15 protein-coding genes are annotated in these 16,754 nt (G+C 37.1%); 14 read left to right on the forward strand and 1 reads right to left on the reverse strand.

Features of this window, described 5'->3' with window-relative positions:
• Positions 1-87: 87 nt before the first annotated feature.
• From BN990_RS21065 to BN990_RS21100, 8 genes are all read left to right on the forward strand, one after another.
• Positions 88-480: an OsmC family protein gene (locus BN990_RS21065; RefSeq protein WP_021290618.1), complete on the forward strand. Its 393-nt coding sequence runs from the start codon at positions 88-90 to the stop codon at positions 478-480.
• 70 nt (positions 481-550) lie between these two features.
• Positions 551-1,354, forward strand: a complete 804-nt coding sequence (locus BN990_RS21070; protein WP_021290617.1) for a YfkD famly protein — start codon at positions 551-553, stop codon at positions 1,352-1,354.
• Between the two features lie 158 nt (positions 1,355-1,512).
• A complete protein-coding gene (locus tag BN990_RS21075) occupies positions 1,513-3,108 on the forward strand; it encodes a long-chain-fatty-acid--CoA ligase (protein WP_038247441.1) in 1,596 nt (531 codons plus the stop codon).
• 25 nt (positions 3,109-3,133) lie between these two features.
• Complete coding sequence (locus tag BN990_RS21080; protein ID WP_038247443.1) at positions 3,134-4,315, forward strand: acyl-CoA dehydrogenase family protein; 1,182 nt, start codon at positions 3,134-3,136, stop codon at positions 4,313-4,315.
• 37 nt (positions 4,316-4,352) lie between these two features.
• Positions 4,353-5,117 (forward strand): 3-oxoacyl-ACP reductase FabG, encoded by a 765-nt coding sequence (gene fabG, locus BN990_RS21085; RefSeq protein ID WP_021290614.1) that lies wholly within the window; start codon positions 4,353-4,355, stop codon positions 5,115-5,117.
• A gap of 14 nt (positions 5,118-5,131) precedes the next feature.
• Positions 5,132-5,581 (forward strand): MaoC family dehydratase N-terminal domain-containing protein, encoded by a 450-nt coding sequence (locus BN990_RS21090; RefSeq protein ID WP_038247445.1) that lies wholly within the window; start codon positions 5,132-5,134, stop codon positions 5,579-5,581.
• Positions 5,578-5,982 carry a MaoC/PaaZ C-terminal domain-containing protein gene (locus BN990_RS21095; RefSeq protein WP_021290612.1) on the forward strand — a complete coding sequence of 135 codons (405 nt, stop codon included), beginning with the start codon at positions 5,578-5,580 and terminating at the stop codon, positions 5,980-5,982. The genes BN990_RS21090 and BN990_RS21095 overlap by 4 nt, the downstream gene beginning before the upstream one ends.
• Positions 5,983-6,023: 41 nt before the next feature.
• Positions 6,024-7,193 (forward strand): thiolase family protein, encoded by a 1,170-nt coding sequence (locus BN990_RS21100; protein ID WP_021290611.1) that lies wholly within the window; start codon positions 6,024-6,026, stop codon positions 7,191-7,193.
• Between the two features lie 201 nt (positions 7,194-7,394).
• Here BN990_RS21100 and BN990_RS21105 read toward each other — a convergent pair whose 3' ends face one another.
• Positions 7,395-8,978, reverse strand: coding sequence for a BCCT family transporter (locus BN990_RS21105; RefSeq protein ID WP_021290610.1), 1,584 nt, complete (start codon positions 8,976-8,978; stop codon positions 7,395-7,397).
• A 237-nt stretch (positions 8,979-9,215) separates the two neighbouring features.
• Here BN990_RS21105 and BN990_RS21110 point away from each other — a divergent pair, with 237 nt between their 5' ends.
• The 6 genes from BN990_RS21110 to BN990_RS21135 all read left to right on the forward strand — a co-directional run bounded on the left by BN990_RS21110 (position 9,216) and on the right by BN990_RS21135 (position 16,647).
• On the forward strand, positions 9,216-9,776 hold the full coding sequence (locus BN990_RS21110; RefSeq protein WP_038247446.1) for a TetR/AcrR family transcriptional regulator: 561 nt from the start codon (positions 9,216-9,218) through the stop codon (positions 9,774-9,776).
• A gap of 148 nt (positions 9,777-9,924) precedes the next feature.
• Entirely contained in the window at positions 9,925-11,232 is a 1,308-nt protein-coding gene (locus BN990_RS21115) for a Na+/H+ antiporter family protein (protein WP_021290608.1), read from the forward strand.
• A 318-nt stretch (positions 11,233-11,550) separates the two neighbouring features.
• Positions 11,551-11,712, forward strand: a complete 162-nt coding sequence (locus BN990_RS23305; protein WP_222860460.1) for a hypothetical protein — start codon at positions 11,551-11,553, stop codon at positions 11,710-11,712.
• A gap of 56 nt (positions 11,713-11,768) precedes the next feature.
• Positions 11,769-12,560 (forward strand): delta-lactam-biosynthetic de-N-acetylase, encoded by a 792-nt coding sequence (gene pdaA, locus BN990_RS21125; protein ID WP_021290606.1) that lies wholly within the window; start codon positions 11,769-11,771, stop codon positions 12,558-12,560.
• Positions 12,561-12,685: 125 nt separating this feature from the next.
• A complete protein-coding gene (mbcS, locus tag BN990_RS21130; protein WP_038247448.1) occupies positions 12,686-14,263 on the forward strand; it encodes an acyl-CoA synthetase MbcS in 1,578 nt (525 codons plus the stop codon).
• Positions 14,264-14,514: 251 nt separating this feature from the next.
• Positions 14,515-16,647 (forward strand): ATP-dependent Clp protease ATP-binding subunit, encoded by a 2,133-nt coding sequence (locus BN990_RS21135; RefSeq protein ID WP_021290604.1) that lies wholly within the window; start codon positions 14,515-14,517, stop codon positions 16,645-16,647.
• Positions 16,648-16,754: the final 107 nt, after the last annotated feature.

A 16,754-nucleotide genomic window follows, 5' to 3' on the forward strand; every position in this document is an offset into this window, starting at 1 on the left:
TGTAAAAGAAGATGCAAGATCGTTTATGATAAGAAGGAAGTAGGGTAAGGATTTATGAAGATGATTAAATTTATGGAGGGAATAATAATGGAACTATACTTAAAGGAAAATGGGCTTAGAACGAGCTTAGAATATGGTGAACTTGAAATTTCTGGGGATGAAACGTATGGTTTTCGACCTTATCAGCTTATGATTGCATCCATTGCAGGTTGCAGTGGATCTGTCTTTCGAAAGATTTTAGCAAAGCAACGCATCGAAGTGGAAGATATTCAAATTACTGCTGAGGCAACAAGAAATCCCGACGAAGCAAACCGAATCGAAAAGATAACCTTACATTTTATAATAAAAGGACATCATTTAGATCCTGAAAAAATGTACAAAAACTTGGCAATTGCTAGAAAAAACTGTTCAATGGTACGTTCAGTTGAGAACAGTATCGAAATTGAAGAAACGGTGAAGACGATTGAATTGAGTCGTTAAAATTTTCTGGACGAGGTATAAAATTCATATGTCAGAAAGAAACTAAGGGAAAAAGAAAGGACTAACATATATGAAAAAACATCATTGGCTTTTTCCGCTATCCATCATAGCTCTTATGTTTACTTTTGTATTCCCAATAAGTAGTTTAGGTGCAGAAAAAGAAGATAAAAAAGACCCATATGAAATACCTAGTCATGTGCTTAACATTTCAAAAGATAATACTTTTCCAAATTCTACGGAGGACCAAGAAGTAATTGAACCAAGTGAACTAACCAAAGAACTAATGGATGAACTAGAGATGAAAATAGAAAATCCAGTTCTAATAAAAATGTTAAATGAAACATCGTTAAACCCATCCCCTATAGCGCTTGGCTATCGTGGTATGGTATATATTGGCCGTTGGCCTCTAAATTACGAGTCATTAGAAACAACAATTAATTGGGAGTATCAACAAATTAATTCGAATGAAATCAACAATACTGGTGGGACAGAAGCGCAAGAGCTTAATTATGTCCAACAGGAACAAAAAGAAATTAAAGGCGCATTAACAAACAAAATCAACAATCCCGATGACGTAAAGAAAATGATGTTATTAAAGTCTAAGGAGAAAACAAAGCTTCCGCTTTCTTATCAAACCGTTATTGGAAAAAACACAAAAAAGGACAATACCTATAATGTCCCAGCTAGTAAGCATGCCACGCTTAATTCCTACGCCCCGGCAGTAAATGAAAAAGGACAAATTACATTTGGAGAAGTATATATAAAGTTAAAAGGTTCCAAAAAGTCCATTGTTGTAAAAAATGTTACAAAGCAAGGGATAGGTGCATGGATTCCAATCCAAGATCATGTCTCATTCTCATACAATGTAAAATAGGTAAAAATGCTATCGACGAATCGATAGCATTTTTCCTTTACAGAAAGTGTATTTTATGGATTGATTTTTTAATCTCTTCTGTTATAATTTTAATTAAATATTCAGAACATACTAATCGGTTAGTATGAATTTCTTGTGAATAGGAGGTATGTTACTTAATGGAGAACCTATGGTTGGAACATATTCCTGAAGGAAATCCTAGTGAAATTCAAATCCCAGAAGAACCGCTACCTAGTTTATTCTCCAAATCAGTTGAAATGTATCCAGATCATATTGCAATTACTTTTTTTAATCAAACCCTAACTTACAGGGAGTTGGATAATCAAATAAAGAATGTGGCACGCTCTTTATTTCAGATGGGTGTTAGTAGATCGGATAAAGTAGCTCTTATGTTACCGAATTGTCCGCAATATGTGATTAGCTATTATGCAACCCTATATTGTGGAGCCACGATTGTACAACTTAATCCAATGTACAAAGCTGCTGAATTACTTCATGTATTAAATGATTCGGAAGCAGAAGTGTTAATCGTACACGATAAATTACTACCAGTTGTTGAGAAAATACAAAAACAAACGCCATTAACAGCAATTATTACGGCATCTTTTGAAAACGGTTCCAAATTTGATGATTTTTGCAAGCAAAGTAATTTACCATTACCTGATGTTCACATTCCTGTGGATGATATTGCCGTATTGCAATATACAGGTGGTACAACCGGTAGATCAAAAGGTGCAATGCTAACGCATTATAATTTAGTGGCCAATACGCTACAAGCTTATGCTACCTCGCAATCAAGAACCATGTTAGGAAAAGAAAGGGTACTGACTATTTCTCCATTGTTTCATGTGTATGGAATGACAAGTTGTATGAATTTGACATTTTACATCGGTGGAAATCTTATCTTAGTACCAAATTTTGATGTAGAACAAACGGCAAGAATTATTGAACAAACAAAACCGACTATTTTTCCAGGAGTACCTACCATGTATATTGCGTTAGTTAACTATTGTAAAGATCATCCGTTTGACCTTAGCAGTATACGAACATGTACAAGTGGATCAGCTCCCTTACCAATGGAAGTCATACAAGCATTTAATGAAACAACAGGCTCCAGCGTTGCGGAGGGATATGGTTTGTCTGAGGCATCCCCAGTCACTCATCGTAACCCTATTTCTGGTTTACAAAAGCCAGGAAGTATCGGAATACCTATTCCCAATACGAGAGCAAAAATCGTTGATATTGCCTCAGGTGAAGAGGATCTGCCGATAGGTGAAGTTGGAGAAATGGTCGTACAAGGTCCCCAAATTATGAAAGGCTATTGGAAGCAGCCAGAAGAGACGGATAAAGTACTACGTGATGGTTGGTTATATACGGGTGATCTAGCCAAAATGGATGAAGACGGGTTCTTTTATATTGTGGGAAGGAAGAAAGAATTAATTATTGCTAGCGGGTATAACATTTATCCAATCGAGATTGAAGATGTGATTTATTCCCATCCAAATGTATTGGAAGTAGCAGTTATCGGAATTCCAGATAAGTATCGTGGAGAAACCGTAAAAGCTTATGTCGTACGAAAAGATAGTCAGGATCTTACAGAAACAGAATTAATTCAATTTTGTAGAGACAATTTAGCTTCTTTTAAAGTTCCTAGGTTGGTTGAATTTGTGGAGGATTTACCAAAAACAGCTGTAGGAAAGATTCTAAAGCGTGCTTTAAAAGAGCAGTTAGATACAAATAATGCGACGAAATGATAAATAGGGAAAAGGAGAGAGTGCAATGGATTTACGATTATCGGAAGAGCAAAGAATGGTACAAAAAACGATACGGAAATTTGTTGAGAAGGAATTAATGCCTCTAGAGAATGAAGTACTTCGAAATGAACGAAATGGCATGCCAAGCTTATCTGCAGAAAAACAAGAGGAACTTCAATTAAAAGCAAAAGAAGCAGGATTCTGGGGGATCAATACACCAACAGAATATGGTGGAGCTGATTTGGGTCAGATGATGCAAGCAATTGTTACGATGGAAGTTTCAAAGACATTTGTTCCATTTACATTTGGAGGTTCTGCGGATAATATCCTTTATTACGGTAATGAAGAACAAAAGAAAAAATATTTAATTCCGACAATTAATGGAGAGAAGAAATCATGTTTTGCAATGACAGAACCAGGTGCTGGATCTGACACTCAAAATATTAAAATGACAGCTGTAAAAGATGGTAATGAGTGGGTTCTAAATGGAGAGAAAACATTTATAACAGGTGGAAATGAAGCTGATTTTGTTATGGTAATCGCAATAACTGATAAAGACATGCATCAAAAAACAAAAGGAAGAGACGGTGTCACTTGTTTTATTGTTGATCGGAATATGGGCTGGAAATCAGAATATATTCATACGATGGGAGACTGGGGGCCAGCAAGTTTAGTTTTTGACAATGTTAGGGTCCCAGAAGAAAACATACTTGGTGAACTTCATGCAGGTGGCTATAAACTTGGATTAGAATGGATCGGCTTTGCCAGGTGGATAGTCGGTGCCCGGGCAGTTGGTTCTGCTGAACGCTTACTACAAATGGCAATTGATTATTCTAAAGAGCGGGAGACATTTGGAAGGCCAATTTCTGATAGGCAAGCTATTCAATGGCAGATTGCTGATTCTGCAGTAGAGATTGAAGCAGCAAAATGGATTGTATTAAATGCTGCCTTTACTTTAGACAATGGTGAAGATAATCGCCATCTTGCTTCGATGGCAAAATTATATGGTTCTAATATGGGAAATCGTGTAGTAGATCGGGTTATGCAAATCCATGGAGGCATGGGTTATACAAAAGAGTTGCCAATTGAACGCTGGTATCGAGAAGCTAGATTATGGAGAATTTATGATGGTACAGATGAGATTCAACGATTAATTATTTCTCGCAATCTATTAAAAGGAAATGTGAAGCTAGGGCAATATATTTAATAAACAATTCAAAGAAAAGCAGGAAGGAAGGGGAAACATGGTTAAACGTTTTGAAGGAAAGGTAGTATTTGTAACCGGTGGAAGCAGAGGGATTGGCAAAGGAATCTTGCAATTATTTGCTGAAGAAGGTGCAAAAGTAGCTATCATTGATATCAATGAACAAGCATTGCAAGAAACAGAAGCGGAATTTACTGAGAAAGGCTATGATATCTTGGCTCTTCAAGCCAATGTAGTTCATGCAGAGGAGGTAAGTAACGCAGTAGAAGAAGTCGTTCATAAGTTTGGGACAATTGATATTCTTGTAAACAATGCCGGGGTTATCCGGGATAATATGCTTTTTAAGATGACAGATAGTGATTGGCAGCAGGTCATGGATGTTCATTTGAAAGGTTCATTCCATGCTGCCCGTGCTGTTCAATCTCATATGGTAAAGCAAAAGTATGGGCGAATTATTACGATTTCATCCACTTCTGCCTTAGGTAATCGTGGTCAAGCTAACTATGCAACAGCTAAAGCAGGTTTACAGGGTTTTACCAAAACACTAGCAATCGAATTAGGCAAGTTTGGTATTACAGCTAATTCGGTTGCGCCAGGATTTATTGAAACAGATATGACTAAGGCAACAGCAGAAAGAGTTGGCGTACCATTTGATGAATTCGTCAAAGCAAGTGTTAGTCAAATTCCTGTCGGTAGAAGTGGAAAACCTGCGGATATAGCAAATGCAGTAGCATTTTTTGCGGATGAACAATCTTCGTTCGTTAATGGCCAAGTGATTTATGTTGCTGGAGGACCAAAAAATTAATAAGGAGGCATAAGATGTATTACCATCTGATAGGTAAACAATCAAATAAAGTAAAGAACGTTGTGGAACGGGGCTTGGTCAAACGGTTTGCAGAATCAATTCGAGATGCTCACCCGCTGTTTATCGATGAACAAGTAGGTAAGCAGTCTAGATATGGGGAAAACATTGCACCATCTACATTTCCGCGTGTTTTTGACTTTGGTACAGTCCATGGGTTAAACCTGCCTAACAAGGGATTAATCCATGGTGAACAGGTATATCAATACGAACGTCCCCTTTTAGTCAATGAAGTTCTTTATTGTTATACCGTTATTGATGGTTATGATGAGAAACAAGGGAAAAATGGGTTAATGGGATTCTTGAAAATTAAGCGGTATGGTGAAGATGCTCATGAGAAAGTTGTTTTTATGGAAGAATCTACAATCATTATTACAGAGACAGTAAGGAAGGCGATGCAAGTATGAAATACAATGTAGAGGAATTGCAGATGCAAGAATCGCTGGAAACTATCCTTGAGCCTGTAACTAGAATGGATTTAATTAAATACTCAGGAGCGTCAGGGGACTTTAATCCGATTCATACCATTGATGAAGAAGCAGAAAAGGCAGGGTTACCTGGGATCATCGCTCATGGTATGTGGACAATGGGCAATTTATCAAAATTGTTTACGCCATATTATGATCAAGGCTTTATTCAGGGTTTTCAAATCCGTTTTTCCGGGATGGTTTTTCTTCAAGATGTTATTACGTTAAAAGCAGAGTTGAATGAAGCAAAAGTAGATTATTTAGATTTTAATGTTAAAGCTTTGAATCAAAATGAGAAAGTAGTATTAAAAGGAAAAGTACGATTTGCTAAATATCGTTGATGCTATATCGTTATTTACTATAAGAGACGGAGGTTAGTTTCATGAATCGTGATGCTGTTGTTGTTTCTGCAGTTCGAACGCCAATTGCCAGGCAAGGGGGAGCTTTAGCGACTGTTCCCGCTCATATATTTGGGGCAGAAGCTATAAAGGAAGCAGTAAATCGGGTCAATGTCGATCCGGAAGATATTGATGATGTCATTCTTGGCAATGTATTAAGCGGAGGTGGTAATATTGCCCGCTTAACCGCATTGCAAACGAATTTATCTATACAAATTCCTGGCCTAACTGTGGATAGACAATGTGGATCGGGTATTAATGCTGTTGTTTTAGCTGCACAAGCAATTCAGTCAGGCAATGGCGATGTCATTGTAGCAGGTGGAGTTGAAAGTATGAGTAGGGCACCCTACTTAATGGATCGAGCAGAACGTCCATATAGTCCAGCACCACCATCCTTTCGCAAATCAACACTGTCCCCATCTGAAATTGGTGATCCGCCAATGGGGATAACTGCTGAAAATTTAGCCACAAAATATAATATAACAAGAGAGGAACAAGATCAATTTGCCTTAGAAAGTCAGCAAAAAATGTCTAATGCAATGGAATTAGGCTACTTTGATGAGCAAATTGTCCCTATTACCGTACCTATTCGTAAAAGCGACCCTTTCGTATTCGATGAAGATGAGCATCCACGACCACAAACGAATTTGCAAGGTTTAGCGAAATTGCCACCTGCCTTTTTAGAGGATGGTACGGTTACTGCGGGTAGCAGTTCAGGATTGAATGATGCTGCAGCTGCACTAGTAATCATGGCTAGAGAAAAAGCAGAACGTTTAGGGTTAAAACCATTAGCGATTATTCGTCAAGCAGCAGTAGCTGGTGTTGATCCAAATATCATGGGGATTGGTCCTGTACCAGCAACGAAGAAACTGATGGAAAAGGCGGAACAGCGCTTGGATGAGATGGATATAATCGAATTGAATGAGGCCTTTGCTGCCCAAGTAATCGCATGCGATCGAGAATTAGGGTTTGATAAAGCAAAGTTGAATGTAAATGGAGGAGCGATTTCCCATGGTCATCCGCTTGGAGCAACTGGTGCAATCTTAATAACAAAAGCGATTTATGAATTACAACGTCGTCAAGGAAGGTATGCATTAGTCACTGCTTGTATAGGTGGAGGGCAAGGTATAGCCACAATAATTGAGAGAGAATAGGTTGATTTTAGTGTTTTGCAGTGAAACATTGATTTGACTGTATTTATGATGGTATGTAAAATGGGTCGTTCCCAGCAAATAAAAATACCAAATCCCTTTTAGAAAAAAGGGATTTGGTATTTTTGTATTTCGTTTATACATATCCCTGTCCATTTAATTAAACAGCGAGACTTATTTCTAGCAAGCCAGAAGAATAGCTTTCTACTCCTTGCTGTTATCATGGTCATCTTGGGATCTAGTCTCATCCATATATTCTTTCATTCTTTTTTTATTCGGTGTAAGTGTCAAACCTAGGTATTTTCTTTCCTGATTGGCGTCTTTGTAGAATGCTACAGCCATTAATATGACGACTACACTAAATGGTAGTGCTGAGATAATTGCTGCAGATTGTAATGCATCTAAGCCGGTTTCTCCACCCGATAAAAGTAATACATATGCAATTGCTGATAACGATAATCCCCATACAATTTTCACAAAATTCTTAGGATGCAACGTTCCAAAAGCTGTTTGCATACCCAAAACAAATGTTGCAGAATCGGCTGAGGTAATGAAGAAGGACGATATAAGTACCAAAGCGATAATCGATAAAATGATACTTATAGGTAGTTCATTGAATATACCAAACAACTGCGTTTCAGGTGGCAACTCAAATAGTTGCGGTACACTTTGCCCCGCTTCAATTCCTGTTAGACCAAATGCACTAAACCAAAATATACTCACAATGGTTGGAACGAATAATACCGCAAGGATAAATTCGCGGATTGAACGTCCTCGTGAAACCCTTGCAATAAATATACCTACAAAGGGGCTCCAACTCATCCACCAGCCCCAGTAATATATAGTCCAAGACTGCATCCACTCATGTTTTTGCTCATTTAAGGGAGCTACATCCAAACTGCTGAATATTAATGTAGATAAATAGTCACCGGTTGCACTTGGAACCATATTGAGTATAAGTAGTGTTGGCCCAAGAATTAAAATAGCAATAAACAGTAGACCTGCTAATATCATATTTAAATTACTTAAATACTGAATCCCCTTACTTAGACCACTCCAAGCACTATATAAGAACAACACCGTAACAATGGCGATGATAATACCTTGAACGAATATATTGTTCGGGATGCCGAAGAGGTAGTTCAACCCTCCGTTAATTTGCATTGCCCCTACCCCTAAAGAAACAGCTACTCCAATAATTGTGGCGAACACTGCTAACACATCTACAATGTTACCGATAGGTCCATCTACTTTATTTCCTAAAACAGGACGCAATGTTTTGGAAATTAAACCAACTTCCCCTTTTCTAAACTGTGAATAAGCTAAAGCAAGTGCTACAATACCGTACACTGCCCAAGGGTGGAATCCGTAGTGTAGAAATGTTGACCTCATTGCTTCAGCTAAGGCAGCTTTTGTTTCTGCATCAGCAGTTGGGGGAGCAAGGTAATGAGAGATTGGCTCAGATGAACCATAAAATACTAGACCAATTCCCATACCGGCACTAAATAACATTGTTAACCATGATATCGTGTTAAATTCAGGTTTCTCCGTTGGTTTACCCAGTTTGAGTTTGCCGATTGGACTAAATCCTAAAAAGATACAGAATATCAGGATTAAAGTAAAAAGTGTCATATAATACCAACCAAAAGCTTCTGTAATCCAAGCACCAATAGCTCCAGAATATGTACCAAATTGATCAGGAAAAATAGCGCCTAAGAGTACCAGTATTCCGACGATAATTGATGCATAAGTGAATACACTAGAAAAATTCTTGTTGCGTTGATTCATGAAAAAGATGTATCCTCCTTGTTATTATTTAAAAGATGTTTTTTATTCTATCACAATAATAAGGCTATTCACAGTTTATCCTCTAGATTCACTTTCCAATATGCTCTCATAAAAAAGTGACTGTTAGAAACATTTTTCCCTATCTTAGTGATTAAGAATATTCACTGAACTCGAATCGACAGATATCTATTCAATCCGTATAATGATACTCATAATCAATAGAAAGGACGCTGTACCATGAAAGCCAAAATTATGATTAAGAGTATTGATTTATTTGATGAAAAAGGTTTCACGGAGACTTCAATTCAAGATATTGTGGATAGCATTGATGCAACGAAAGGAACATTTTATTATTACTTTACAAGTAAGCAAGAATTATTACGAGATATTCATTTAACCTATATTCATAATTTGCTCAAGGAACAAGCCGAAATTATCAATGATTCATCAAAAAACGTGAAAGAAAAACTTTATACAATGATTTATTCGATTATTAATAAGATCGAAACACAAGGCAAATATGCTCGCATTATATTCCGAGAAATGCGTCATTTAGATGATGCTAATCTGGAACAAATTAAACAAAAGCGAAAGGAATTCCGATTAAACTTTGAAAAATTAATCCAAGAAGGAGTGGACAAAGGGGAATTCCAAAGTCAGGTACGTACGGATATCCTTTCATTTGCGATATTGGGAATGGTCAACCGCACATATTATTGGTTCCAACCAGATGGGGAATTATCAGAGGAAGAATTAACGGATTTATATATGGAAATGATACTGAATGGAATTAACTGAGTTTGTCCATATAAATTGAGGTTTTAGATACCCTTCTTTTTCTAACTATTTCAGAAAGCTAGAAAATGGAAATAAAAAAGGGTTGATTTTTACACTTTATTACTTTATCATAGTGAAGTACTAAAGAGAAAGAAAGTGGGGAACGAACATGGAATGGGTTGTTATTGTATCTGTTCTTGTGATGACGATATTAAGTTTATTACGTGTTAATGTAATTATTGCAATATTAGCAGCTGCTCTTACTGCTGGTTTAATGTCAGGTTTAAACGTTGTCGATTCGATTGATTTGCTTGTTGATGGAGTGGGTGGCGGTGCTAATACGGCATTAAGTTATATATTATTAGGGGCATTTGCTGTTGCCATAAGCTACACTGGAATTACGTCATTGTTGGTGAACTATCTGATACGTATGTTAACTGGTAAAAAGACAATGATGTTATTAGCAATTGCTGGAGTAGCTTCACTTTCGCAAAACCTAGTACCTGTGCATATTGCTTTTATTCCGATTTTAATCCCGCCATTACTTAAATTATTTGATCGCATGCGCTTAGATCGAAGGGCAGTAGCTACTGCATTGACATTTGGATTAAAAGCACCATATATTTTGATTCCAGCAGGTTTTGGATTAATTTTTCACGAGACGATTGTTGAAGGAATGAACCAAAATGGTGCGGATATAACAGTTGGTGAAACAACGATGGCAATGCTGATCCCTGGTTCTGGAATGATTGTAGGATTGTTAATCGCTATTTTCTTCAGTTATCGTAAGGAACGAGATTATGGTTCTTTAGAAAGTGAAACCGAAATGGCTGCAGTGGTAGAACCGAAAGACATTCAGTTTAATAAACAGCACTTATTTACGTTAATCTCAATAGTAGCAGCATTGGTAGTTCAAATTATTACCGATAATTTAATTGTTGGGGCACTTACTGGTCTTGTATGTATGTTCCTGTTCCTTGTTATTCCGTTTAGTAAAGGGGATCGAGTTATTTCTGAAGGTATCGGAATGATGGGGACAATTGCCTTTGTAATGCTGGTAGCAGCAGGATACGGGAACATATTAACGGAAACTGGAGCTGTTGAGGCTCTTGTAGAAGTTTCGTCTGGATTCTTGGATAATAATCAAGCGCTTATTGCTTTTATCTTATTGTTAGTTGGTTTACTTGTAACGATTGGAATTGGTTCTTCATTTGGAACGATACCAATATTAGCTGCTTTATATGTACCAATTTGCTTAGCAGCTGGATTTTCACCAATGGCTACAGCAGCGTTAATTGGCACAGCTGGAGCACTAGGAGACGCAGGATCTCCGGCTTCCGACAGTACACTTGGTCCAACATCAGGTTTAAATGCAGATGGAAAGCACCATCACATTTGGGATACGGTAGTACCAACTTTTATCCATTATAATATTCCATTATTTATTTTTGGTTGGATTGCAGCTATTGTTCTTTAAAAGGCATGTTTTAAAACAAAACCATTGGTTCTGTAGGCTGTCGAGAAAGTTATCGGCAGTCTTTTTTTGCTTTTTTTCCTGAAATTCCATCTTTTTTTGTTATTCATAAGAAGAAAACCTATAGGCGGTAATGGTTTTGTCACTTACTCTAGAAGATTGACCACTACATCGATGTCTTCAAAAAGTACGCAAACAAGCATTACTGAAGGCTTTCTGCAAGAATATGGAGAAGAGTGTCCTTCACCAGAGTCTTTTTCGGTGAAGGGTGGGCGAAATACTACGAGACTCCTGCGGAGAAACGCGATCCGAGACCTCGCAGTGGCGGTTTTTTACGAGGAGGATCGGGCGTTCATCCCCGGAAAGCGAGTGGTTTTTGGCCGCACGGGCGCACAAAAAAAGCTTGTAGAAAAACACGGGGTTTCTCTACAAACTGCAAAACCATTGGTTCTGTTTATTAATTCGAGTAACATTGTACAATAAGAAGAATAAAAACAGGTCGGCAGGAGATAGTAAAAAGAAAAACAGGTGGGATTGTTATGAATAAAATTACTGCGCTCACAATCCTTGTACTTCTTGCTATTTCCTTTATATGTATGTCCACTGTTTCAGCTAATGGCTATGGTTGGGGTTATAGTAAGAATTCAAACCATGAACTTCCAGATATAGGGAAATATAAAGGGATGTTAGATAAATACAATGCTTATTATGCGGACGACTCCGGGGCAAAGAATATTTATCTCACCTTTGACAATGGTTATGAGCAAGGATATACAGATAATATTCTTAATGTATTAAAAAAACATGATGTACCAGCTACCTTTTTTGTAACAGGACACTATGTAGATAGTAAACCTGATTTAGTCAAACGTATGGTAGACGAGGGGCATATTGTAGGTAACCATTCGTATCATCATCCAGATTTCTCTATTATGGATAAAGATGCAATTAAAGAAGAGTTAGAAACATTGGAGGATGCTGTAGCTGAAGTCTCTGATCAAAAGGAGATCAAATACTTACGCCCGCCAAGAGGTATGTTTAATGAAAATACATTAAAATGGTCAAAAGAATTAGGTTATATTCACATTTTTTGGTCACTTGCCTTCATTGATTGGGAGACAAACAAGCAAAAAGGATGGAAGTATGCTTATGATCAAATTATGGATCAAATTCACCCCGGAGCGATTATGTTATTACACACTGTATCGTCGGATAATGCAGAAGCACTTGACCATATTATTAATAAATTAAAGAAACAAGGCTACAGTTTTAAGAGTTTAGACGACCTCGTTTTAAAAGACCAATTACCTCCAGCATTATATGGGTTATAATCTTAGAAAAGCTTCATTCTAGTATACCAATACGAGATGAAGCTTTTTTATTTAAGAACCCATTGCTTTATTTAAAATTTTCGCAACCTTTGGTATACTAGTGAAAAAACAAGGAGTTGTTAATAATGCGACGAGAAGATTTAATTGCTCCACCTAATTATAATATTGCAATGGAAATGGAAAGACATGCAAAAGATCCGAACAAGCTTGCGTTAATCTGGGAAAACCAAGCAGGAGATCAATATTCTATTACATATAATGATTTAGTAAGAAATGCAAATAGAATTGGAAACGCTTTCCTTGAAAGTGGTCTACAGAAAGGCGATAAAATTTTGGTTATGGTGCCTCGTTTAATTAAGGCATATGAAGTATATTTAGCTGCATTAAAAACAGGGATTATAATTATTCCTAGTTCAGAAATGTTAAAGACAAAGGACCTCCAATATCGTGTAACACATGGAGAAGTTCGTGGCATCATAAGTTATTATCCATACATTGACCAATATCTAACGATTGATCAATATGAAGACTTGCATCGGTTCGTCATTGGAAAACCTCAAGATGGATGGCTTTTTTTAGATGGCTTAATGGAGGATGCGAGTGATCAATTACAAGTAGCAGAAACAAGAAGGGACGATATCGCCTTTTTACCTTATACATCGGGGACAACAGGCAATCCAAAAGGAGTTGTCCATACGCATGGATGGGGTTTTGCTCACTTAAAAACAGCCGCAGAAAACTGGTTATCGATTAATAATGGCGATAAAGTGTGGGCGACAGCTGGACCAGGTTGGCAGAAATGGGTTTGGAGTCCATTCTTATCCGTTTTAGGTGTAGGGGCTACAGGCTATATTTACAATGGAAAGTTTGATGCGAAAACATATTTACAATTGTTACAAGAGCATAAAATTAATGTTTTATGCTGTACGCCTACAGAATATCGAATGCTGGCAAAAGCGGATCATCTAGATGGATATGATTTATCTGCATTGCATAGTGCTGTATCAGCTGGAGAACCCTTAAATGTTGAAGTCATTGATACATTTCAACGTTATTTTAACATCACTGTTCGTGATGGTTACGGGCAAACCGAGAATACATTATTACTAGGTTTCTTGAAAGGTATGGAGGTTAAACCTGGGTCAATGGGAAAACCTACTCCCGGAAACGATGTGGATATCATTGATGAAAATGGAGAACCTGTCACACCTGGTGAAGTAGGTGACATTGCTGTTAGACTTGATTGTCCAGCATTGTTTCGTGAATACTATAAAGATGAAGAACGAACGAATATGTCAAGACGAAGGGATTATTATATTACAGGTGATCAGGCTTCCAAGGATGAAGAAGGATATTTTTGGTTTGAGGGAAGAAGCGATGACATTATTATAAGTTCAGGGTATACCATTGGCCCTTTTGAAGTAGAAGATGCTTTAGTTAAACATCCTGCTGTACAGGAGTGTGCCGTTGTAGCCAGTCCAGACGAACTGCGAGGAAATATTGTAAAAGCCTTTATTGTATTACGTGATGGGTCCCGTGCAGAAGAACCACTGATTAAACAGCTACAAGATCATGTAAAAACACTAACAGGACCTTATAAATATCCAAGAAAGATTGAGTTCATTGATGAACTACCAAAAACCACATCAGGAAAGACAAGGAGAGTAGAATTACGAAATAGAGAAAAAATTAAAACGCAATGATTAGTCAAAAAACAAGGAGCATTTCATGCTCCTTGTTTTTTACCGCTGCCTTATGTTTAATAACCAAATTACTTTGGGAATAATAGTTATGAAGTCAGGTTATGACTGGTTTTAAGTAAAGGTTAAAAAAATTTGATCAAACCTCTTGAAAGTCAAAGAAGGTCAGAGTATAATGATAATCAAAGGTCAAAGATAGTCAAAGTCAAACTAGAGTAAACAACATTAAATGATAATTCCAAGGAGGAATGGAAATGCTTTGTCAAAATTGTGGTCAAAACGAAGCAAGTATAAATGTTGCAATGAATATTAATCATCAACAAATGCAAATGCATCTTTGTAATGAATGTTTTCGTGAAATCCAAGGACAAATGATGAATTCCAATGACTTCTTCTCAAATACACCATTTGGAAATGCTTCTAACGCATTTTCTCAGCAAGGAAATGGAGCACAAAAAATGGGCACAAGAACGAAAGAGAAAAATGGGAACCGTGGGAATGGATTAATTGATCAACTTGCCAAAAATGTGACACATGCAGCAAGAGCTGGATTAATTGATCCGGTTATTGGAAGAGATAAAGAAGTAAAACGTGTAACGGAAACCTTAAATCGAAGAAATAAGAATAATCCGGTATTAATTGGCGAGCCGGGTGTTGGTAAAACGGCAATCGCAGAAGGATTAGCCTTGAAGATTACGGAAGGTGATGTTCCTGCTAAATTAATGAACAAGGAAATCTATATGCTAGATGTGGCATCTTTAGTTGCGAATACTGGTGTTCGAGGTCAATTCGAAGAACGTATGAAGCAGCTTATTCAAGAATTGCAAGAACGTCAGGAAGTTATCTTGTTCGTGGATGAAGTTCACCTTATAGTTGGAGCAGGTACGGCAGAAAGTTCACAAATGGACGCTGGCAATATCTTAAAACCTGCATTAGCACGTGGGGAGCTACAACTAATTGGTGCTACAACATTGAAAGAATATCGTCAAATTGAAAAGGATGCTGCACTTGAACGTCGTTTGCAACCAATTATGGTAAAAGAGCCAACGAGTGAAGAAGCGGTGCAAATACTACAAGGAATAAAAGATCGCTATGAAAATTTTCATGAGGTTCGTTATTCTGATGATGCGATTCAAGCTTTCGTAACACTTTCAAAACGTTATATTCAAGATAGATATTTACCAGATAAGGCAATTGATCTGATGGATGAAGTTGGTTCACGCTTGAACCTATCAAATTCTCAAAAAGATTCTGATTCCATTAATCAACGCTTAAACGAAATAATTAAAGAGAAAGAAGATGCAGCAGAAAAAGAAGATTATGAACGTGCTGCTCATTTAAGATATCAGGAGATACAATTACAAAAACAATTAGATAAAGCAAAAGATGAAGAGCAAGTAATCGATGTAGACATTTCTGATATCCAATTAATTGTGGAAGAAAAAACAGGTATTCCGGTTACAAAGCTACAAGCCGATGAGCAAGAAAAAATGAAAAACATTGGTAAAAACTTAGGAGCAAAAGTAATTGGACAAGACGTTGCTGTTAATAAAGTAGCAAAAGCAATTCGTCGAAGTCGTGCCGGCTTAAAATCAACGTATCGACCAATCGGTTCTTTCCTATTTGTAGGTCCTACTGGGGTAGGGAAGACGGAATTAACGAAAGCATTAGCTGAAGAACTATTTGGCTCAAGGGATTCATTAATTCGATTAGATATGAGTGAATATATGGAAAAACACGCCGTGTCCAAAATTATTGGTTCACCTCCTGGTTATGTAGGCCATGAGGAAGCAGGACAATTAACGGAGAAAATTCGCAGAAACCCTTATTCCATTATATTGTTAGATGAAATTGAAAAAGCACATCCAGATGTGCAGAATATGTTCTTACAAATTATGGAGGATGGTCATTTAACAGATTCACAAGGAAGAACAGTGAGTTTTAAAGAAGCTGTCATTATTATGACAAGTAATGCTGGAACTGGGGTTAAGACGGTTAATGTAGGATTCAATAGTGATTCACATGAATCGGTTTCTACTTTGGAGAATTTAAGTGCTTACTTCAAACCAGAATTCTTAAACCGTTTTGATGCGATTATCCAATTCAATGAACTTACTGAAGAAAACTTAATGGAAATTGTTGATCTTATGCTTTCAGATCTACAAAAAACCATGGAAGAGAATAATGTTACCATTACGATAACAAAAGAAGCTAAAGAAGTATTAGTTCGACTTGGCTATGATCGCCGTTTTGGTGCAAGACCTTTACGCAGGGTTATCCAAGATAAGATTGAAGACCAACTAACCGACTTAATTTTAGAGGATAACCATATAGAAACTGTTCAAGTAGATGTTATCGATAATAATATTGTGGTGAAACAAGCATAGGAAATGATAAAAACCGCTGACTGTGAATGAAGTCAGCGGCTTTTTTTATGCCCTCATAACTCCCAGAAACTTACTTTAAAGCAATTAAATAATTCCATCGCTTTTGT

Origin of the sequence: Virgibacillus salexigens, from assembly GCF_000723585.1 — a bacterium.
GTDB classification, from domain to species: Bacteria; Bacillota; Bacilli; order Bacillales; family Amphibacillaceae; genus Virgibacillus; species Virgibacillus salexigens.

What these genes read in the sequence shown, in the direction of transcription:
- BN990_RS21065 (WP_021290618.1), top strand. Translation starts at nt 88, where the DNA reads ATGGAACTATACTTAAAGGAAAATGGGCTTAGAACGAGCTTAGAATAT.
- BN990_RS21070 (WP_021290617.1), top strand. Translation starts at nt 551, where the DNA reads ATGAAAAAACATCATTGGCTTTTTCCGCTATCCATCATAGCTCTTATG.
- BN990_RS21075 (WP_038247441.1), top strand. Translation starts at nt 1,513, where the DNA reads ATGGAGAACCTATGGTTGGAACATATTCCTGAAGGAAATCCTAGTGAA.
- BN990_RS21080 (WP_038247443.1), top strand. Translation starts at nt 3,134, where the DNA reads ATGGATTTACGATTATCGGAAGAGCAAAGAATGGTACAAAAAACGATA.
- fabG (WP_021290614.1), top strand. Translation starts at nt 4,353, where the DNA reads ATGGTTAAACGTTTTGAAGGAAAGGTAGTATTTGTAACCGGTGGAAGC.
- BN990_RS21090 (WP_038247445.1), top strand. Translation starts at nt 5,132, where the DNA reads ATGTATTACCATCTGATAGGTAAACAATCAAATAAAGTAAAGAACGTT.
- BN990_RS21095 (WP_021290612.1), top strand. Translation starts at nt 5,578, where the DNA reads ATGAAATACAATGTAGAGGAATTGCAGATGCAAGAATCGCTGGAAACT.
- BN990_RS21100 (WP_021290611.1), top strand. Translation starts at nt 6,024, where the DNA reads ATGAATCGTGATGCTGTTGTTGTTTCTGCAGTTCGAACGCCAATTGCC.
- BN990_RS21105 (WP_021290610.1), bottom strand. Translation starts at nt 8,978, where the DNA reads ATGAATCAACGCAACAAGAATTTTTCTAGTGTATTCACTTATGCATCA.
- BN990_RS21110 (WP_038247446.1), top strand. Translation starts at nt 9,216, where the DNA reads ATGAAAGCCAAAATTATGATTAAGAGTATTGATTTATTTGATGAAAAA.
- BN990_RS21115 (WP_021290608.1), top strand. Translation starts at nt 9,925, where the DNA reads ATGGAATGGGTTGTTATTGTATCTGTTCTTGTGATGACGATATTAAGT.
- pdaA (WP_021290606.1), top strand. Translation starts at nt 11,769, where the DNA reads ATGAATAAAATTACTGCGCTCACAATCCTTGTACTTCTTGCTATTTCC.
- mbcS (WP_038247448.1), top strand. Translation starts at nt 12,686, where the DNA reads ATGCGACGAGAAGATTTAATTGCTCCACCTAATTATAATATTGCAATG.
- BN990_RS21135 (WP_021290604.1), top strand. Translation starts at nt 14,515, where the DNA reads ATGCTTTGTCAAAATTGTGGTCAAAACGAAGCAAGTATAAATGTTGCA.